At 44.3% G+C, this 15,335-nt stretch carries 15 protein-coding genes; 12 read left to right on the top strand and 3 right to left on the bottom strand.

Going from position 1 to position 15,335, the window contains the following annotated elements:
• Positions 1 to 49 precede the first annotated feature (49 nt).
• On the bottom strand, positions 50 to 526 hold the full coding sequence (locus FZC79_RS03755; protein WP_252183239.1) for a tetratricopeptide repeat protein: 477 nt from the start codon (positions 524 to 526) through the stop codon (positions 50 to 52).
• Positions 527 to 1,437: 911 nt separating this feature from the next.
• Here FZC79_RS03755 and safA point away from each other — a divergent pair.
• From safA to yajC, 10 genes are all read left to right on the top strand, one after another.
• Positions 1,438 to 2,988 (top strand): SafA/ExsA family spore coat assembly protein, encoded by a 1,551-nt coding sequence (gene safA, locus FZC79_RS23770; RefSeq protein WP_286365354.1) that lies wholly within the window; start codon positions 1,438 to 1,440, stop codon positions 2,986 to 2,988.
• On the top strand, positions 2,972 to 3,940 hold the full coding sequence (locus FZC79_RS03745) for an aminoglycoside phosphotransferase family protein (protein WP_252183250.1): 969 nt from the start codon (positions 2,972 to 2,974) through the stop codon (positions 3,938 to 3,940). The genes safA and FZC79_RS03745 overlap by 17 nt, the downstream gene beginning before the upstream one ends.
• A gap of 690 nt (positions 3,941 to 4,630) precedes the next feature.
• Positions 4,631 to 5,353 carry a YhcN/YlaJ family sporulation lipoprotein gene (locus FZC79_RS03735; RefSeq protein ID WP_148945521.1) on the top strand — a complete coding sequence of 241 codons (723 nt, stop codon included), beginning with the start codon at positions 4,631 to 4,633 and terminating at the stop codon, positions 5,351 to 5,353.
• Between the two features lie 345 nt (positions 5,354 to 5,698).
• Positions 5,699 to 6,262, top strand: a complete 564-nt coding sequence (locus tag FZC79_RS03730) for an intercompartmental signaling factor BofC (protein WP_187442631.1) — start codon at positions 5,699 to 5,701, stop codon at positions 6,260 to 6,262.
• A gap of 367 nt (positions 6,263 to 6,629) precedes the next feature.
• Positions 6,630 to 7,238, top strand: coding sequence for a Holliday junction branch migration protein RuvA (gene ruvA / locus FZC79_RS03720; RefSeq protein ID WP_148937797.1), 609 nt, complete (start codon positions 6,630 to 6,632; stop codon positions 7,236 to 7,238).
• A gap of 24 nt (positions 7,239 to 7,262) precedes the next feature.
• Entirely contained in the window at positions 7,263 to 8,264 is a 1,002-nt protein-coding gene (gene ruvB / locus FZC79_RS03715) for a Holliday junction branch migration DNA helicase RuvB (RefSeq protein ID WP_148945519.1), read from the top strand.
• Positions 8,261 to 8,467, top strand: a complete 207-nt coding sequence (locus FZC79_RS03710; protein ID WP_148945518.1) for a DUF2905 domain-containing protein — start codon at positions 8,261 to 8,263, stop codon at positions 8,465 to 8,467. Before ruvB ends, FZC79_RS03710 begins: the two co-directional genes overlap by 4 nt.
• Positions 8,468 to 8,754: 287 nt before the next feature.
• A complete protein-coding gene (gene queA / locus FZC79_RS03705) occupies positions 8,755 to 9,780 on the top strand; it encodes a tRNA preQ1(34) S-adenosylmethionine ribosyltransferase-isomerase QueA (protein WP_148945792.1) in 1,026 nt (341 codons plus the stop codon).
• 21 nt (positions 9,781 to 9,801) lie between these two features.
• Positions 9,802 to 10,941: a tRNA guanosine(34) transglycosylase Tgt gene (gene tgt, locus FZC79_RS03700; protein WP_148945517.1), complete on the top strand. Its 1,140-nt coding sequence runs from the start codon at positions 9,802 to 9,804 to the stop codon at positions 10,939 to 10,941.
• Positions 10,942 to 10,996: 55 nt separating this feature from the next.
• Complete coding sequence (gene yajC, locus FZC79_RS03695; protein ID WP_113927422.1) at positions 10,997 to 11,257, top strand: preprotein translocase subunit YajC; 261 nt, start codon at positions 10,997 to 10,999, stop codon at positions 11,255 to 11,257.
• A 201-nt stretch (positions 11,258 to 11,458) separates the two neighbouring features.
• Here yajC and FZC79_RS03690 read toward each other — a convergent pair whose 3' ends face one another.
• The gene (locus FZC79_RS03690) at positions 11,459 to 11,824 is read right to left on the bottom strand and encodes a TIGR04086 family membrane protein (RefSeq protein WP_148945791.1); all 366 of its coding nucleotides are present in this window, start codon (positions 11,822 to 11,824) and stop codon (positions 11,459 to 11,461) included.
• 197 nt (positions 11,825 to 12,021) lie between these two features.
• On the opposite strand from FZC79_RS03690, the gene FZC79_RS03685 reads away from it, so the two are divergent.
• Entirely contained in the window at positions 12,022 to 13,317 is a 1,296-nt protein-coding gene (locus tag FZC79_RS03685; protein ID WP_148945516.1) for an ArsB/NhaD family transporter, read from the top strand.
• 409 nt (positions 13,318 to 13,726) lie between these two features.
• Here the strand turns inward: FZC79_RS03685 and FZC79_RS23765 are convergent, their stop codons facing one another.
• Positions 13,727 to 13,858, bottom strand: coding sequence for a hypothetical protein (locus FZC79_RS23765; RefSeq protein WP_286365353.1), 132 nt, complete (start codon positions 13,856 to 13,858; stop codon positions 13,727 to 13,729).
• Positions 13,859 to 13,980: 122 nt separating this feature from the next.
• Here FZC79_RS23765 and FZC79_RS03680 point away from each other — a divergent pair, with 122 nt between their 5' ends.
• Positions 13,981 to 14,628 carry a DUF421 domain-containing protein gene (locus FZC79_RS03680; protein WP_148945515.1) on the top strand — a complete coding sequence of 216 codons (648 nt, stop codon included), beginning with the start codon at positions 13,981 to 13,983 and terminating at the stop codon, positions 14,626 to 14,628.
• Positions 14,629 to 15,335: the final 707 nt, after the last annotated feature.

The following is a 15,335-nucleotide window of genomic DNA, read 5'->3' as shown; positions in this document are numbered from 1 at the left end:
TTCATTAGAGCACACTCTTTGAGGCAGCTCACCCCTTCTTAATACATTTTTAATTCCACACCCCATCAATATCTTCACTATAAAACTTCAAAGCAGCTTCATACCTCTTCAGCCACTCATCATCAGAAGAAGTGATAAGTGTTTTTATAAGAAGAGTAACGGATTCTTTATGTTCTCCCAAATTATAGAGTGTCATGGCGTAAAATGCTTTCAAAGCAGGATTGTTTGGAAATTTTTCCATCCCTGTGCTCAATACGTCTTTTGCAAATTGATATTCACCAATGCATCTATAGCTGCTGCCAAGCTGGATAAAAGCCGCCTCAAGCCTTTCCCCCTGTATTCCATTTTCGATTGCACGGCGGTAATACGGTATGGCACTGGTCTCCAATCCCATTGAGTCATTCACCGATGCAAGATGAAAATTAACTTCTGGATCTTCCGGTGACTGCAGAACAAGTTTTTCGAGTATCATCTTTGCCTCTTCGTAATCTTTGTTTTCCAATTTAGATATTGCCTCGTTAAGCATAAGGTTGCCTCCATTCGGCTCTGTAGTTTTAAGAGTAGTGCATTTATTTTAGCAAAAATTCAGTCACTGCTAAACAAAAAGTATAATCGCTGATGTTCGGCTTAAAATTATACTCACTAAAGAATACTTTGCGAGAGGGTGGAAGTAGGCTCTCCTCTTGGTACATATCTTTTTCCGAAAAGTCCAACTCATGTCCTCATGCGGTCCTTCTAGGTATACGTCTTTGCCGGAAACCACCGACTCATGTCCTTACGTGAGTCTTCTAGATACATATCTCTGTCTGAAACCTGCAACTCATGTCCTCATACGGTCCTTCTGAGTACATATCTCTGTCTGAAACCTGCAACTCATGTCCTCATGCGGTCCTTCTGGGTACACATCTCTGCCGAAAACCACCGACTCATGTCCTCACGAGCGTCTTCTGGGTACATATCTCTGCCTGAAACCTGCAACTCATGTCCTCACGTGAGTCTTCTGGATACATATCGTTACCGGAACCCGCCAACTCATGTCCTCACCCGCATGTTCTGGGTACACATCTTTGCCGAAAACCATCGACTCATGTCCTCACCCGCGCGTTCTGGGTACACATCTCTGCCTGAAACCGTCAACCCATGTCCTCCCCCGCGCCGTCTGGGTACATATCTTTGCCGAAAACCGCCGACTCATGTCCTTGCGTGAGTCTTCTGTTTACTCAAATAGAAAGAGCAATTCAACCCGCCTATCTTTTCTTGTTAAAAAAGATATTCGCCCTCAATACACCCAGCTGCGTCATGGAAACATAGCTGCAGGAAAGCTCTGCAGAGGTATATTTATTTTCAAAAATTCATAAGTATTTATGTAGATTGTTAGCACTTTGCCTATTTAGCGACATAGGATATATAGACTTATGCCTGAGGAGGGAATAAATAGTGAAAATCCATATTGTACAAAAAGGAGATACTCTTTGGAATATCAGCAAAAAATACGGCGTGAATTTCGAAGAGTTAAAAAAGATGAATGCCCAGCTGTCTAACCCCGACATGATTATGCCTGGTATGAAGATAAAAGTTCCAACATCGGGCGGGATGGTAAAAAAAGAAATGGCAATGAAGAAAGAAATGCCAATGAAAGAGATGCCGAAAGCACAGCACCCTTTTGCCCAGCAAAAGCCGAATGCCATGCCGGTGGAATCTCCGAAAGAAGCAATCAAGCCAGCGCCTAAGAAAGAAATGCCGATCAAGGAAATGCCGAAAAAACCATATACGCCAAAAATGCCGCAGCCGGTCATTCCGGAAATCGACATCAATAATTATTACATGATGAATATGGCGAATATGCAAATGCAGACTCAGCCGATGCAGCAGGCGCCAAAAGCTCCACAAAAGATGCCTAAAGCACCGCAGGCTCAAAAAGCACCTCAAGCGCCAAAAGCGCCGCAAGTTCCTAAAGCTCCACAAACTTTGCCTCAAGCATCCAAAGCACCGACTCTGCCAAAACCTAAGGATATGCCGGGTGCTGTTGGAGGAGTGCAGGATGAAGAAAGTCCGGAAAGTCCGCAGATGCAGATGCCATACGGACAGCAGATGCCATACGGACAGCCAATGCCTTATTCACAGCCGATGGAGGAATGGTGTGTACCTGCATCACCTATTATGCCTGGAAGCGGATTAGGACCGATGCACGGCGGACAGCCGATGCATGGAGGATATCCAATGCAGGGCGGCTGCTACCCAATGGGGCCGATGGGGCAAGTGCAAGGTGCTTCAATGATGCCTCAAGGACTGCCGGGAATGCAGCAAATGCCAATGGGTTATGATGAAGAATCGTCTTCCTTCATGCCTTATATGCCCCAGCAGATGGGAGCTCCGATGGGTGGAGGAATGATGGGGCCGATGGGTTCTCCTTCAGCTGTGGCCGGAGTACAAGATGACGGTGGATTCCCGGCCGGGCAGATGCCAATGGGCGGAATGCCGCAGGGAATGGGTCCATATCCAGGAATGATGGGACCAGGAATGATGGGGCCGGATGATTGTTATCCTGTATCTCCTGTAATGCCGGGACCTGGCTTTGGCAATCAGGGATTCGGAGGTCCAGGCGGCTTTGGAAATCCAGGAATGGCTTCGCCTTCTGGATACGGCAATCCTGGCGGAGGTTACGGAAACCCTTATGGGCAGATGCCGCAAGTACAGGGTGCCATGATGGAAGAATCACCTGGAATGCATGGAATGCCAATGCAAGGTATGCCAATGCATGGAATGCCAATGCAGCAGGGAGGCTGCGGCTGCGGTGGTCCACAGCTTACCGGTCAATATGGACCTGGGATGATGCAAGGAATGCAAGGAATGCAAGGTATGCCTCACGGGCAGGGTATGATGTCTCCATATGGCCCGGGAATGATGCAGCAGGGAGCCGGTAATCCGGGAATGTACGGTCAGGGAGCATTCGGGATGCCGCGTTTTGAAGATGACTTCGAAGATTGATATGACAAGTGGAGACGGTTTTCAAAATCGTCTCCTTTTTTTATTAAAAAACAAACTTGGAAGCCAAACCATCACTCTAAAAAGGATTAAAGAAGGAAAATGGAAAGTCCAAACAGATGAGGGGAATTGGTTTTTAAAGCTTTATTCTTCTTCCCGAAGATTTCAGCTGCAAAAAGAAGTGATGGAAGAGCTCAGCAAAGAAGGTTTTACAAAAATTCCTTCTTTTCATCCTCTTCATCAGACTGACAGTATTGTAATAGATGGAAAAACGGCTGGTCTAACGAAATGGATCGTTACAGGCGGCAATTTCACATACCACACATATTCCCAAAGACAGGAAGCACTTGCTGTCCTTGAGAAATTTCATTACAACTCACGCACTGCTTTGATGAGGAAGGACTTTAAATCATTGAAGGGCCAGAGGCTGCTGGAAAAATGGAGGGCAAGGCTGGATGAATTCGTTGGAAACAGACAACAGCTGAGTTCTTTGGTTCCGCTCGAAGTCATTGATACTTATATATTGCTGGGGGAGCAAGCTCTGGCAGGCATGGTCAAATCCGGTTTCAGTGAAGAACCTTGCATTCTTCATGGAGATTTAGCGCATCATAATTTTCTGCGCGATACCAATCATAAGCTATTCATCATTGATCTGGATTTAATATCCTCAGGTCCCCCCGAAGTGGATTATATTCAATTTGCCAACAGAATTTTTCCGCATATAAACTGGTCGCCGGATTTGTTATGGAAACATGTGCAGCTTTCCAACTATAAAGAAAGCAGTACCTTTTTACACAGTATTCTTTATTCATCAGACATCTACAGAGAATGGAATCGGTTCTTTCGTGAAAACTACAGCTACCAGAAAAGCGTCTGGTATTACTTGATTGACCTGACGCTGTATCAGTTTCAATCAAGAATGAGGTGCTGCAGGGAAATACAAAAGAAATTGTGAAGGCAGCTAGTGGGAATCAGACTAAATAAAAGGTTCTTTTCGCAAAGATTGTGGCTTTTCTAATCGAAGGGATTTCCGCTCCAGGCGCACGACTCCGCGGGGCGGGCGGTGAAGCAAAAGTGGAAGCGGCCGTTCAGCGACGTACAGATTTTAGGGCTCTCGCATGAGATAAAGGAATCACGAAGAGCGACAGCGATTCGATGATGACTTATCGCAAGGAGAGAGACCGAAATCTGCTAGTCGCTGGCCGCTGGAGCTGGATGAGCCTCCTCGGCTTCGCCTGCGGGGTCTCACCTGTCCCGCTAGTCCCGCAGGAGGTCGCACGCCTTCCGCTCCAATCATCCTACGTAAAAGGGAAGGAGGGAAAAATCATTCAAAATCAACAATCTTTTATAAAAACTCCCAAGAAGGCAGATCCGCCACCATCTATCTTTAAAAAAGCTATTATAGTCATCCTCACAGTATAAGTACGATTTAAAGTGTATAAGATAATAGTTTTGCCAAGCCGAAATCTCCCTTTTTCATACAACGTTAGTTCTAGTTTATCAGCAAAATTTTGAGGAGGGACCCATCCAAATTCAGGAGACGTGTCCAGCTTTTTGTCCCTGCAAAACAGAATCATCCTTAAAAGGTTTCCGCAAGCTAACAAGGAGCGATTATGCTCAAAGTTTGCGGAAGAGGGTGGCTTCAATGCATAAAAAGCTTTTGCTGATTCCTTTATCTGCGATCCTTCTCGGAGCTTGTAACGGAGCCGATGATGCTGCAGGCGGACAGGGTGCAGATTCTTACGAACCTATGGGTTTTTATTCCAATGAAGGACATGGGAATGACAAAAACGAAGACCGGGACGGCCCGATAACAGAATGGTATGATCACTCAATCGGGCAGGAAGGGCAGGCAATCAGAGAAGGAAAGAGGAGATACCTTCATGTGAGAGATACGGATGGGAATCCGCAAAACCCTTCCAAACCTCTTGCAGAAGATGATCGTAACTTTTTCCTGCGGGATGAAAGAGCGAGCCATGGAGATGCCAATTATCACGGCCATCTGGATGATAATACAAGGGAAGCGCGGCGTTCCTACTACACGGCTTATGAAGGCGATCTTGCCGAAAAAATAGGAGACGTCACTGCTTCCATTGAGAATGTCAATGATGTCCGCTCGGTCACCTACGGAACCAATGTCTTGATAGCGGTTGACCTCGAAGACGACAACAGGTTTGATGAGACAGAGAAAAAAATCGAGCGGGCCGTACAGCCATATTTAAAAGGCAGGACAGTCACTGTGGCGTCTGACGAAGGAACATTCAGCCGTATTCGTAACATCGACAACGATTTGCGGGATGGCGGTCCCCGGGAAGCTATTCAAATGGACATACACGATATATTAAGGTCGATAAGAGGCGAAGGATAAGGCGGGGATTTCCCCGCTTTTTTGTGTTGCAGCTGGAATGTAAATTTCATGAAGAAATTTCTTAGCGGGTTGATAGTTATTTGTGGTTATACCTGGACACATGGGCTTTTCTATTCAAAGGATTCTTTCATCTTATCGAGCTATTCCCGGTGAATCCTGCGACAGTTTTGGGAATTCTAACAAATGAAGAAGAGCATTGCTTTATGCAGAGAAATTATAGAAAAATATACCTTTAAGAGGGATAGTTTTGTTAAAAAATGGTCAGACTATAATCAGTGATTAAAGAAATGTATCATTTTCCGTTTGATTCACGGACAATAAACTAACAAGTTTGAGGTGATCACGATGACGGTTAAAATTCGAGTCGTGTTTATGGTAATGCTGCTGATCGGCGCGTTTTATTTCACTTTCTTTCATGATGACGGAAAGATCGAGAAAGAAGCCGCAGAGAATCCGCAGGCGGCTGAACAGGTTGATACAGCACCCGATCCGCATAAGGTAGATGTGATCTTGGAGCGTGTCTATCTTGATGGCGAGGTCAGTGAAGAAATCAAGTCTGAGACCATTTGGTCCATGGAAGATTTCTGGGCAGGCTACGCCGCCTGGGAACTCGTTGATATGACCGAAGAGCAAGTCGTTTTCCGCCAGGATGTTGATGATATATCTCCCTTGTTGAAATCAAACGGCTACTTTGGCATTTCAGATGACGGAGTGCTTTCTATCTTTAATGGAAGGCCCGGCCAGTCTGAAATCATCCAATCCTTTTTTCAACTTGATATACAAAAGCTTGAAAGCGGAAAGCGTGATGAACTGGTGAAAGGAATACCAGTGAAATCAAAGCAAAGTTATGAACAAGTCATTCAAAGCTTTCAACCTTATTCATTGAAAGAAGATGCTTCTTTTGAGTAAAACCGGCTGAATAACTGAGCCGGTTATTTTTTGTTGCATAGGAAGTTTTAGAATTAATCTTTGAGAACAACTTTTAACTATATTATCCACGTCCAGCTCCGGCGCCTAGACCCTCTTGGTCAAATAACCCACAGAGAATAAAAGGGAAGAGCGCCTTTTCTTCTCTGTGGAATATTTGCCTGTCGGGGCTGGACAAGGCGCTTCCGCTTTTGTGAATGAAGTTATTTTAGGGCAAGTTATGTCTTTCTCCTGTTTTTTTGGTAGAATAAGAACAGATGTTTCGGGTGGTGATATAGGAATTATCAGAAAGCCCGAAAACCGTCATTCTTATGGTACAATGAAGTGATTAAGGGAGAGAAGATATCACATGTATGAATATATAAATGGAACTGTAAAAAGAGTGGGGCCGGAATATGTGGTGCTTGAAAATGCCGGTATCGGTTATCAGATTTTCACAAGCAATCCATTCCTGTTTTCGAAATATGAGAATCAAGAGAAAACGATCTATACATATCAGCACGTGAGAGAAGATATTTTGGCGCTGTACGGTTTTCTGACAATGGAGGAAAAGCTGCTTTTCATTAAGCTGCTGAACGTATCCGGGATCGGTCCGAAGGGTGCTCTTGCCATCCTTGCCAGTGGTGCTCCTGAACAGGTCATATCGGCAATCGAAGGAGAAGACGAGGGATTCTTGACAAAATTTCCAGGCGTTGGAAAGAAAACAGCTAGGCAGATGATCCTTGATTTGAAAGGGAAACTGCAGGATGTTGTGCCTGATTACTTTCCTAACCTGTTTAATGAAGGGAAGCATGAGGCTGTCTCAAATAATGATGAACTGATCGAGGAAGCCGCTCTTGCATTAAAGGCACTCGGCTATTCAGAAAGAGAAATCAAAAAGGTCACACCGAAGCTGACTTCTCAGGGGAAAACGACTGATGAGCTCATCAAGGATGCCTTGAAATTATTATTGAAATAGTGATCAAGAAAGGAGGCGGAGCTGTTGGAAGAGAGAGTTGTATCTTCAGAAGCAGAAACAAGCGATCATTCCTTTGAACTTTCCTTAAGGCCGCAGACATTAAATCAATATATTGGACAAGATAAAGTAAAGAATAACCTCGGTATTTTCATTGAAGCAGCCAGGATGAGGCAGGAAACCCTGGATCACGTACTCCTTTATGGGCCTCCGGGTCTTGGGAAAACGACCCTTGCGGCTGTCATCGCAAACGAAATGGGCGTCAATTTACGGACCACTTCAGGGCCTGCAATCGAACGTCCTGGGGATCTGGCGGCAATCCTGACTTCTTTGGAACCCGGGGATGTCCTCTTCATAGACGAAATTCACAGGCTTCCGCGGTCAATAGAAGAAGTCCTGTATCCTGCAATGGAGGATTTCTGCCTAGATATTGTGATTGGTAACGGTCCTAGTGCCCGTTCTGTCCGGCTTGACCTGCCTCCTTTTACATTGGTGGGGGCAACGACAAGAGCCGGTGCCCTTTCCGCTCCGCTCCGAGATCGTTTTGGGGTATTGTGCAGGCTGGAGTATTATAATGAGGAACAGCTTCGTGAAATTGTCATTCGGACGTCTGAAATCCTCGATACAGTAATTGACGGCCTGGCCTCGGTGGAGCTCGCAAAAAGGTCAAGGGGGACTCCCAGGATTGCCAACCGCCTTTTGCGAAGGGTCAGGGATTTCGCCCAGGTACGGGGCAATGGAGAAATCACTGCCGACATGGCAAATCATGCCCTTGAACTGCTGCAGGTAGATAAACTTGGACTTGATCATATTGACCATAAATTACTGAAGGGCATCATTGAAAGATTCAAAGGCGGACCGGTTGGGCTCGATACAATAGCGGCAAGTATCGGAGAAGAGTCTCATACCATTGAAGATGTCTATGAACCGTATCTGCTTCAAATCGGGTTTCTCCAGCGGACACCAAGAGGAAGAACGGTCACCTCTCTTGTTTACGACCATTTTGGATTGGAGGTTCCCAACGCATGACAGGGCTTCCTAAGTTCTTGATGATAGCTGGTGCAGTGCTGCTTATTCTTGGTTTCTTAATGGCATTTACGAAACTGGGAAGGCTGCCGGGCGATATCATCATTAAGAAGGAAAATTCAACATTTTATTTTCCAGTGGTGACATCCATAATCGCCAGTATTGTATTATCATTAATTTTTTACATTATCGGCCGGTTTAGATAGGATACATTAAAGGTGGAAGATAGCATATTACGCATCTCTGCTGAAAAAGTTAAGCATTTATATTTTATCCGATAGTTACGGCTTTGTTGTGGGACATCATTCTTTGCTAAGCTTAATCAGAGAAATTCCTATTGCTACTCGAAAAAGAAAGGTTCCTTCATGTGAGTACGGAACGGAGTCGTTCATCTTGAGCGGAAATCATTTTTTGAATTACAACAATCTTTGCGGCAACAGCCCAACGAATAGAGCTTCTATGAATGAATATTATAAAAAGTAAGGTGAGAATTTTGAAGGTTGAAGATTTTGATTTCCATCTGCCGGAAGAACTGATTGCCCAGACTCCTCTTGAGAAACGTTCAGAGAGCAGACTGATGGCCATCGACCGCAAGAGTGGAGATCTGCAGCATAAAACATTTAAAGATGTAACAGACTTCCTGAAAGAAGGGGACTGTCTGGTTTTGAACGACACTCGTGTCCTTCCTGCCCGATTGTTCGGGGTCAAAGAAGAAACCGGCGCCAAAATAGAGGTGCTTCTTCTGAAACAAGAGGAAAGTGATTCTTGGGAAACCCTTATCAAGCCGGCTAAAAGAGTGAAAGTCGGGACCAGGATCTCATTTGGAGAAGGAAAATTGAGTGCCGTGTGTACGGAAGAGAAGGAACAAGGAGGACGGATTCTGGAGTTCCATTATGAAGGGATTTTCTATGAAGTCCTTGATGAACTCGGGGAAATGCCTCTTCCTCCATATATAAGCGAGAAACTTGACGACCAGGACCGCTATCAAACGGTTTTTGCCCGTGAAAGAGGGTCTGCGGCTGCACCGACAGCCGGGCTTCATTTTACTGAAGAGCTGCTTGACAGCATCCGGAAAAAAGGCGTTCATGTTGCCTTTATCACTCTGCATGTCGGTCTGGGGACTTTCCGTCCTGTATCAGTTGACAGTATTGATGAACATGACATGCATTCGGAGTTTTACCAAGTTACCGAAGGGACCGCACGCCTTCTTAATGACGTCAAAGAAAGCGGCGGCCGGATTATCACAGTCGGTACAACCTCTACCAGAACTTTGGAGACCATTGCTTCTAAGCATGGAAAGTTTGTGGAAGAAAGCGGCTGGACAGATATTTTCATTTACCCTGGTTATGAATTTAAGGCTATTGACGGGTTAATCACCAATTTTCATTTACCGAAATCCACGTTGATCATGCTTGTCAGCGCCTTTACAAGCAGGGAAATCATTTTGAACGCTTATAATACGGCTGTAGAGGAAAAGTACAGATTTTTCAGCTTTGGCGACAGCATGCTGATTCTGTAATATTGGAAGGAGTTAGACGATTTGACTGCAATTCGTTATGAACATTTTAAAACATGTAAACAAACTGGAGCCCGTTTAGGGAGAGTGCATACTCCGCACGGCTCTTTTGATACACCGGTATTCATGCCTGTTGGAACGCTGGCTACGGTTAAGACAATGTCCCCGGAAGATTTAAAAGCCATGGAAGCCGGGATCATTCTCAGCAACACCTATCACCTTTGGCTGAGACCCGGCCATGAAATCATCAAGGAAGCGGGCGGCCTTCATAAGTTCATGAACTGGGACCGCGCTATCCTGACAGATTCAGGCGGATTCCAAGTCTTCAGTTTAAGCGAGTTCCGCAAAATTGAAGAAGAAGGAGTCCACTTCAGGAACCACCTAAACGGTGACAAATTGTTCCTCAGCCCGGAAAAAGCGATGGAAATCCAGAATGCGCTTGGTTCAGATATCATGATGGCATTTGATGAATGTCCTCCTTACCCTGCAGAGCATGAATACATGAAGCGCTCGGTCGAGAGGACTTCAAGATGGGCAGAGCGTTGTCTTGAAGCGCATCAGCGTCCACAGGATCAAGGATTGTTCGGGATTGTACAGGGAGGGGAATATGAGGACCTTCGCCGTCAAAGCGCCAAGGACCTTGTTTCACTGGACTTCCCGGGTTATGCAGTCGGCGGCCTCTCTGTTGGGGAGCCCAAGGATGTTATGAACAAAGTCCTTGAATTTACGACTCCGCTGCTTCCTGATAACAAACCGAGATATTTAATGGGAGTAGGTTCACCGGATGCCTTGATTGACGGAGCAATCAGAGGAATTGACATGTTCGACTGTGTGCTTCCAACGCGCATTGCCAGAAACGGCACATTGATGACGAGCAAGGGCCGCCTGGTCGTGAAGAATGCTAAATTTGCCCGTGATTTTAATCCGATTGATGAAAATTGTGACTGTTACACATGCCGCAATTACAGCAGGGCTTACATCCGCCACTTAATTAAATCCGACGAATCTTTTGGGATTAGGCTTACGACTTATCATAACCTTCATTTTCTGTTAAAATTAATGGAGCAAGTCAGACAAGCGATCCGTGAAGATCGTCTGGGGGACTTTAGAGAAGAATTTTTTGAAGCGTATGGATATAATCGTCCTGATGCAAAAAACTTCTGATTTTGGGATGTCTTTCATAAGAATAAAACATCCTCACTCGAAAGGAGGTTGAAAAATGGATACGTTTGCTACTTTAATACCTTTACTGCTTATGTTCGTACTGTTCTACTTCTTGTTGATCCGTCCGCAGCAAAAGCGCCAGAAAGCGGTACAGCAAATGCAGAATGACCTGCAAAAAGGGGACAAGATCATCACGATCGGCGGTTTGCACGGAATCATCGATGCAATCGAAGAAGGTGCCATCGTCGTGAAATGTGGAGATGGAAGCCGTCTTACATACGACAGGAACGCTGTACGTGAAGTCATCAAAGCATAATGTAAAGAGCTGCAATGAAAAATGCAGCTCTTTTTCTATGGCTATTTTCTTAAATTTAAATAATGAGAATTCCTAATAAACAAGATGGCGCACCCAGGGGAAGGACGAAAGCAGCAAGCTATATCAAAAAAGATCAGCAGCCTCAGTCGTTCCTTTTTAAAAAACAAGCTGAAGCACTGCATCCATTAGATGCAGCGCCCATCAAGACTTGCCCCCGCTGACATTCACTCCTAATATACCGCCCATCATACAGGTGACGATAAAACAGCCATGATAAACAAACTGTTTAACTGAAAACAAGGAGTCATACCCCAGATACTGAAATAAAAAAACTCCTACAGAAAATAACAGTCCAGTAAGACCTCCAAGCACCAATCCTTTTTCTTTGCCCTTCCCGCCTGACATGAATCCACCGACGAATAAAGCAAGAAATGAAATGATTGTGACCGCTAAGCTGATTGAACTTTCTTCCAAGCTTGTAAAACGAAGCATCAAAGCAAAAATTAAACTTGCAGCAGCGGCAATAACCAAGATGGTCCCAGTTCCAAATAAAATCGCGCTTCCCATTTTCTTGGCTTCTATAGTCTCCCTCTCCTTTCCTTTCAAACATGAAAATTGCAAGCTTTTCCTAGTACAAGCATATTCGTGAAAGAAAAAAATAGACTATAATTTTTGGCGGCCAAGCTTCATACAATGATACAAGCAGTCTGTTCGATTTGTTTTTTGCAGTTTTAATATACATAGAACCTAAAGGAGAGGGATGTATGTCACCCTTTATTATATTGGCGGTATTCATTGCTGTTTATATTTTATTGATCACCGAAAAATGGAACAGGATACTCGCGAGCTTAGCCGGAGGAGTAGCGATGCTTTTGATCGGGGCTTTTTCCATCGAAAAAGCATTATTCACCTATATTGACTGGAAGACGATCGCCCTGCTGTTTTCCATGATGCTGATTGTCACAGTGACAAGTAAGACTGGTTTCTTTGAATTTCTGGCAATCAGGCTGGCCCAGGCGGTCAATGGCAATGGACTGGCCCTCCTCGTTGTGTTCTCGCTCCTATCAGCTGTGGGATCTGCCTTTTTAGCCAATGTGACAATCGCCATGCTTTTGGTGCCGATATTGTTTACGTTAACAAAAGTTCTGGACCTGCCGCCGCTGCCTTACTTAGTGATGATGATTCTGGCCTGTAATATCGGCGGGACTGCAACACTGATCGGAGACCCCCCGAACATGATGATCGGCCAGGCGGTAAAACATTTTACATTCAATGCTTTCCTGCAAAATCTTTTACCTGTTTCGGCACTGATCCTGCTGATAACCATCACCATCATCTGTCTGATCTATAAAGATATTTTGATTGTAAGAGAAGATAAAAAGCTCTTATTGAGAGGCATTGATGCCAAAACCTATTTAAAAAGAAATAATGGACTCATAGCAGCTATCAGTGTGCTCGGCCTGGTGCTGGCTGGCTTTTCTTTACATCCGGTGCTTCACCTCGATGTCACTTCTGTCGCTTTGGCAGGAGCCGTGCTGATCATGCTGTTGCTGGAGAAAATTTATGACCCTGAAGAAATCTTAAGAGAAGTGGAGTGGGGAACACTCTTTTTCTTCATAGGTCTCTTTTTGCTAGTGGGCGGGATAGAAGAGGCGGGATTCATTGACGAGCTTGCTCGGGAAATCATGAAATTGACGGAAGGAGATATGAAGACAACCGCATTTGTCATCTTATGGGGCACTGGTTTACTCTCCGCAGTCGTCGACAACATTCCATTTGTGGCCGCAATGATCCCTGTGATCGAAGAGTTTCAGGAATTCGGTATGGTCGATATGGACCCTCTATGGTGGTCACTCGCATTAGGAGCCTGTCTCGGAGGCAACGGGACTCTGCTTGGATCCTCTTCAAATCTGGTGATCGTCGGTCTTGCTTCAAAAGAAAGCGTAAAAATTAAATTTTATCATTACTTATTGATAGGGATCCCAATTACCCTGATTTCATTGGCGGTCTGTACGGTTTATGTTTATTTTAAGTATATAATTCCGTTTGTGGGGCATTAAGGATATCCGTGATGGGTGTTCCTTTGAAGGGCAGCCTGCATACTATCAGCAGGTAGAGAAGCGGGTGCCGTGACGAGTGGATTAACAGAGTTTATACAACATGAAATTCCCGAAAGAGAAAAATGATGCAGTAAAAAGGCGGTTTAAATGCATGGAATTTCCGAAAGTGAAAGATGATGCAGTAAAACGGTGATTTAAACAGCATAAAATATTCGGAAAGTAAAAGATAATGCAGTAAAACGGTGATTTAAACAGCATTAAATACTCCGAAAGTGAAAAATGATGCAGTAAAAAGGCGGTTTAAACAGCATGAAATACTCGGAAAGTGGAAGATGATGCAGTACAAAAATGGTTGAACTAAATTAATTCAATAAAAATGAGAAAAATGCACTTATAGCGAATTATGACATCACTGAATCCTGCCAGATAAAAATCGATGCAGCCAGAAAGCACCGCAGCCGTCTCCGAGTCCCGCCAAACAAAAATCGATGCAGCCAGAAAGCCTGACAGCCATCATCGAATTCCCAAAAGCATAAATCAATGCTGTCCTCATCCACCTCAGGCACCATTAACCATCCATAGAAAAACTTACCTCTAATCTTTCCATTCGCCAGGAGCATACTAAAGTGTGCGAAACGTACGGACCTGAAGGAGGAGAGGGACGTGGAGGAGTACTTGATCATCATTGTAAGGACGATCTTTTTATATGCAGTCATTTTATTCATTTTTCGGGTGATGGGCAAAAGGGAAATCGGTGAATTGAGTCTCCTCGATCTCGTTGTTTTCATCATGATAGCGGAAATGGCTGTTTTGGCTATTGAAGAGCCGAAGAGTGAATTAGTGAATACGCTGCTTCCGATGGGGGTCCTGATGCTCATTCAGATTACCACTGCTTTCTTATCGATAAAAAGCAAAAAGTTCAGGGAACTGGTCGATGGGAAGCCGACCGTCCTGATCAGTCATGGAAAAATTGATGAGAAGGCGATGAGGCAGCAGAGATACAATTTTGACGATCTGCTTCTGCAGCTGAGAGAGAAGGATGTCAGCAATGTAGCGGATGTGGAATTTGCCATATTGGAGCCTTCGGGGACGCTTTCTGTTATTAAAAAAGAAGATAAAAAGGGGCAGGGGTCATTAACGCTGCCATTGATCCTGGACGGTGTCATTCAGCAAAATCACCTGGAGATGATCGGCAAAAATGAATTTTGGCTGCGAAAGAGGCTGAGGGAGAAGGAATACCACAACCTGGAGGAGATTTCTTTTTGCAGTTTTCAAAATGGCCAATTTTATGTAGACCTTCGGGATAAATAAAATCAGTCAACAAAGCCATTACCTGAACAAGCAGGTGATGGCTTTGTTGATTAAATTTAGGCTCTTTTCGTAAACTTTGTTGCTAGTTTATATTAACTTCGTTAGATAACGGCTTTATATTCTGCTAAGCCAAAAGAAATGTACTTTTCCCAGCTTAGAAAGAACTCTTAGTGTCTGGAGGGTAATACTGCCTAAAGCAAAATTAATGCGAAACCAGTCTATTTAATTAACGGGTTCTGTTTTGAAGTACAAACTTCTAATTAGTAGCCGAAAACAATTCTGTTGATTTCCACTCCAGGTGCGTGACTCCGCGGGGCGTGCGGTGAGCCTCCTCGGCTTCGCCTGTGGGGTCTCACCTGTCACGCTAGTCCCGCAGGAGGTCACGCACCTTCCGTTCCAATCATATCATTACTAGATTTTTTAAAATTACTACTCTCCTTTGTATTAATATTGGGGTTGAATGTGTATAGGAATTTGTGCCACAAATTTTGTAGAACAAAAAGTTCTGTCATTTGCTATTAGAATACCCTTGAATCAACAAAAAAGGAGTGCCAAAATCAATGCGATTTGACATTCCTTTTGATGTGCAATTGTTAATCTTTTTCTCGAAAACAGATTTGTCTATTTAATAGGCTTTTTCTAATTAACTGCTGATTTAGAATTCGATTTTACTTTCACCGCCCCTTTACGTAGGAGGATCGAAGCGG

It is taken from the genome of Rossellomorea vietnamensis (genome assembly GCF_008180615.1).
GTDB classification, from domain to species: Bacteria; Bacillota; Bacilli; order Bacillales; family Bacillaceae_B; genus Rossellomorea; species Rossellomorea vietnamensis_D.
Note: the sequence above shows the minus strand (reverse complement) of the source record. Positions and strands in the feature narration are given on the sequence as shown.

Excerpts from the sequence above, each read along its gene's own strand:
- FZC79_RS03755 (WP_252183239.1), bottom strand. The coding sequence starts at position 526 with ATGCTTAACGAGGCAATATCTAAATTGGAAAACAAAGATTACGAAGAG.
- FZC79_RS03745 (WP_252183250.1), top strand. The coding sequence starts at position 2,972 with ATGACTTCGAAGATTGATATGACAAGTGGAGACGGTTTTCAAAATCGT.
- FZC79_RS03735 (WP_148945521.1), top strand. The coding sequence starts at position 4,631 with ATGCATAAAAAGCTTTTGCTGATTCCTTTATCTGCGATCCTTCTCGGA.
- FZC79_RS03730 (WP_187442631.1), top strand. The coding sequence starts at position 5,699 with ATGACGGTTAAAATTCGAGTCGTGTTTATGGTAATGCTGCTGATCGGC.
- ruvA (WP_148937797.1), top strand. The coding sequence starts at position 6,630 with ATGTATGAATATATAAATGGAACTGTAAAAAGAGTGGGGCCGGAATAT.
- FZC79_RS03710 (WP_148945518.1), top strand. The coding sequence starts at position 8,261 with ATGACAGGGCTTCCTAAGTTCTTGATGATAGCTGGTGCAGTGCTGCTT.
- yajC (WP_113927422.1), top strand. The coding sequence starts at position 10,997 with ATGGATACGTTTGCTACTTTAATACCTTTACTGCTTATGTTCGTACTG.
- FZC79_RS03690 (WP_148945791.1), bottom strand. The coding sequence starts at position 11,824 with ATGGGAAGCGCGATTTTATTTGGAACTGGGACCATCTTGGTTATTGCC.
- FZC79_RS03685 (WP_148945516.1), top strand. The coding sequence starts at position 12,022 with ATGTCACCCTTTATTATATTGGCGGTATTCATTGCTGTTTATATTTTA.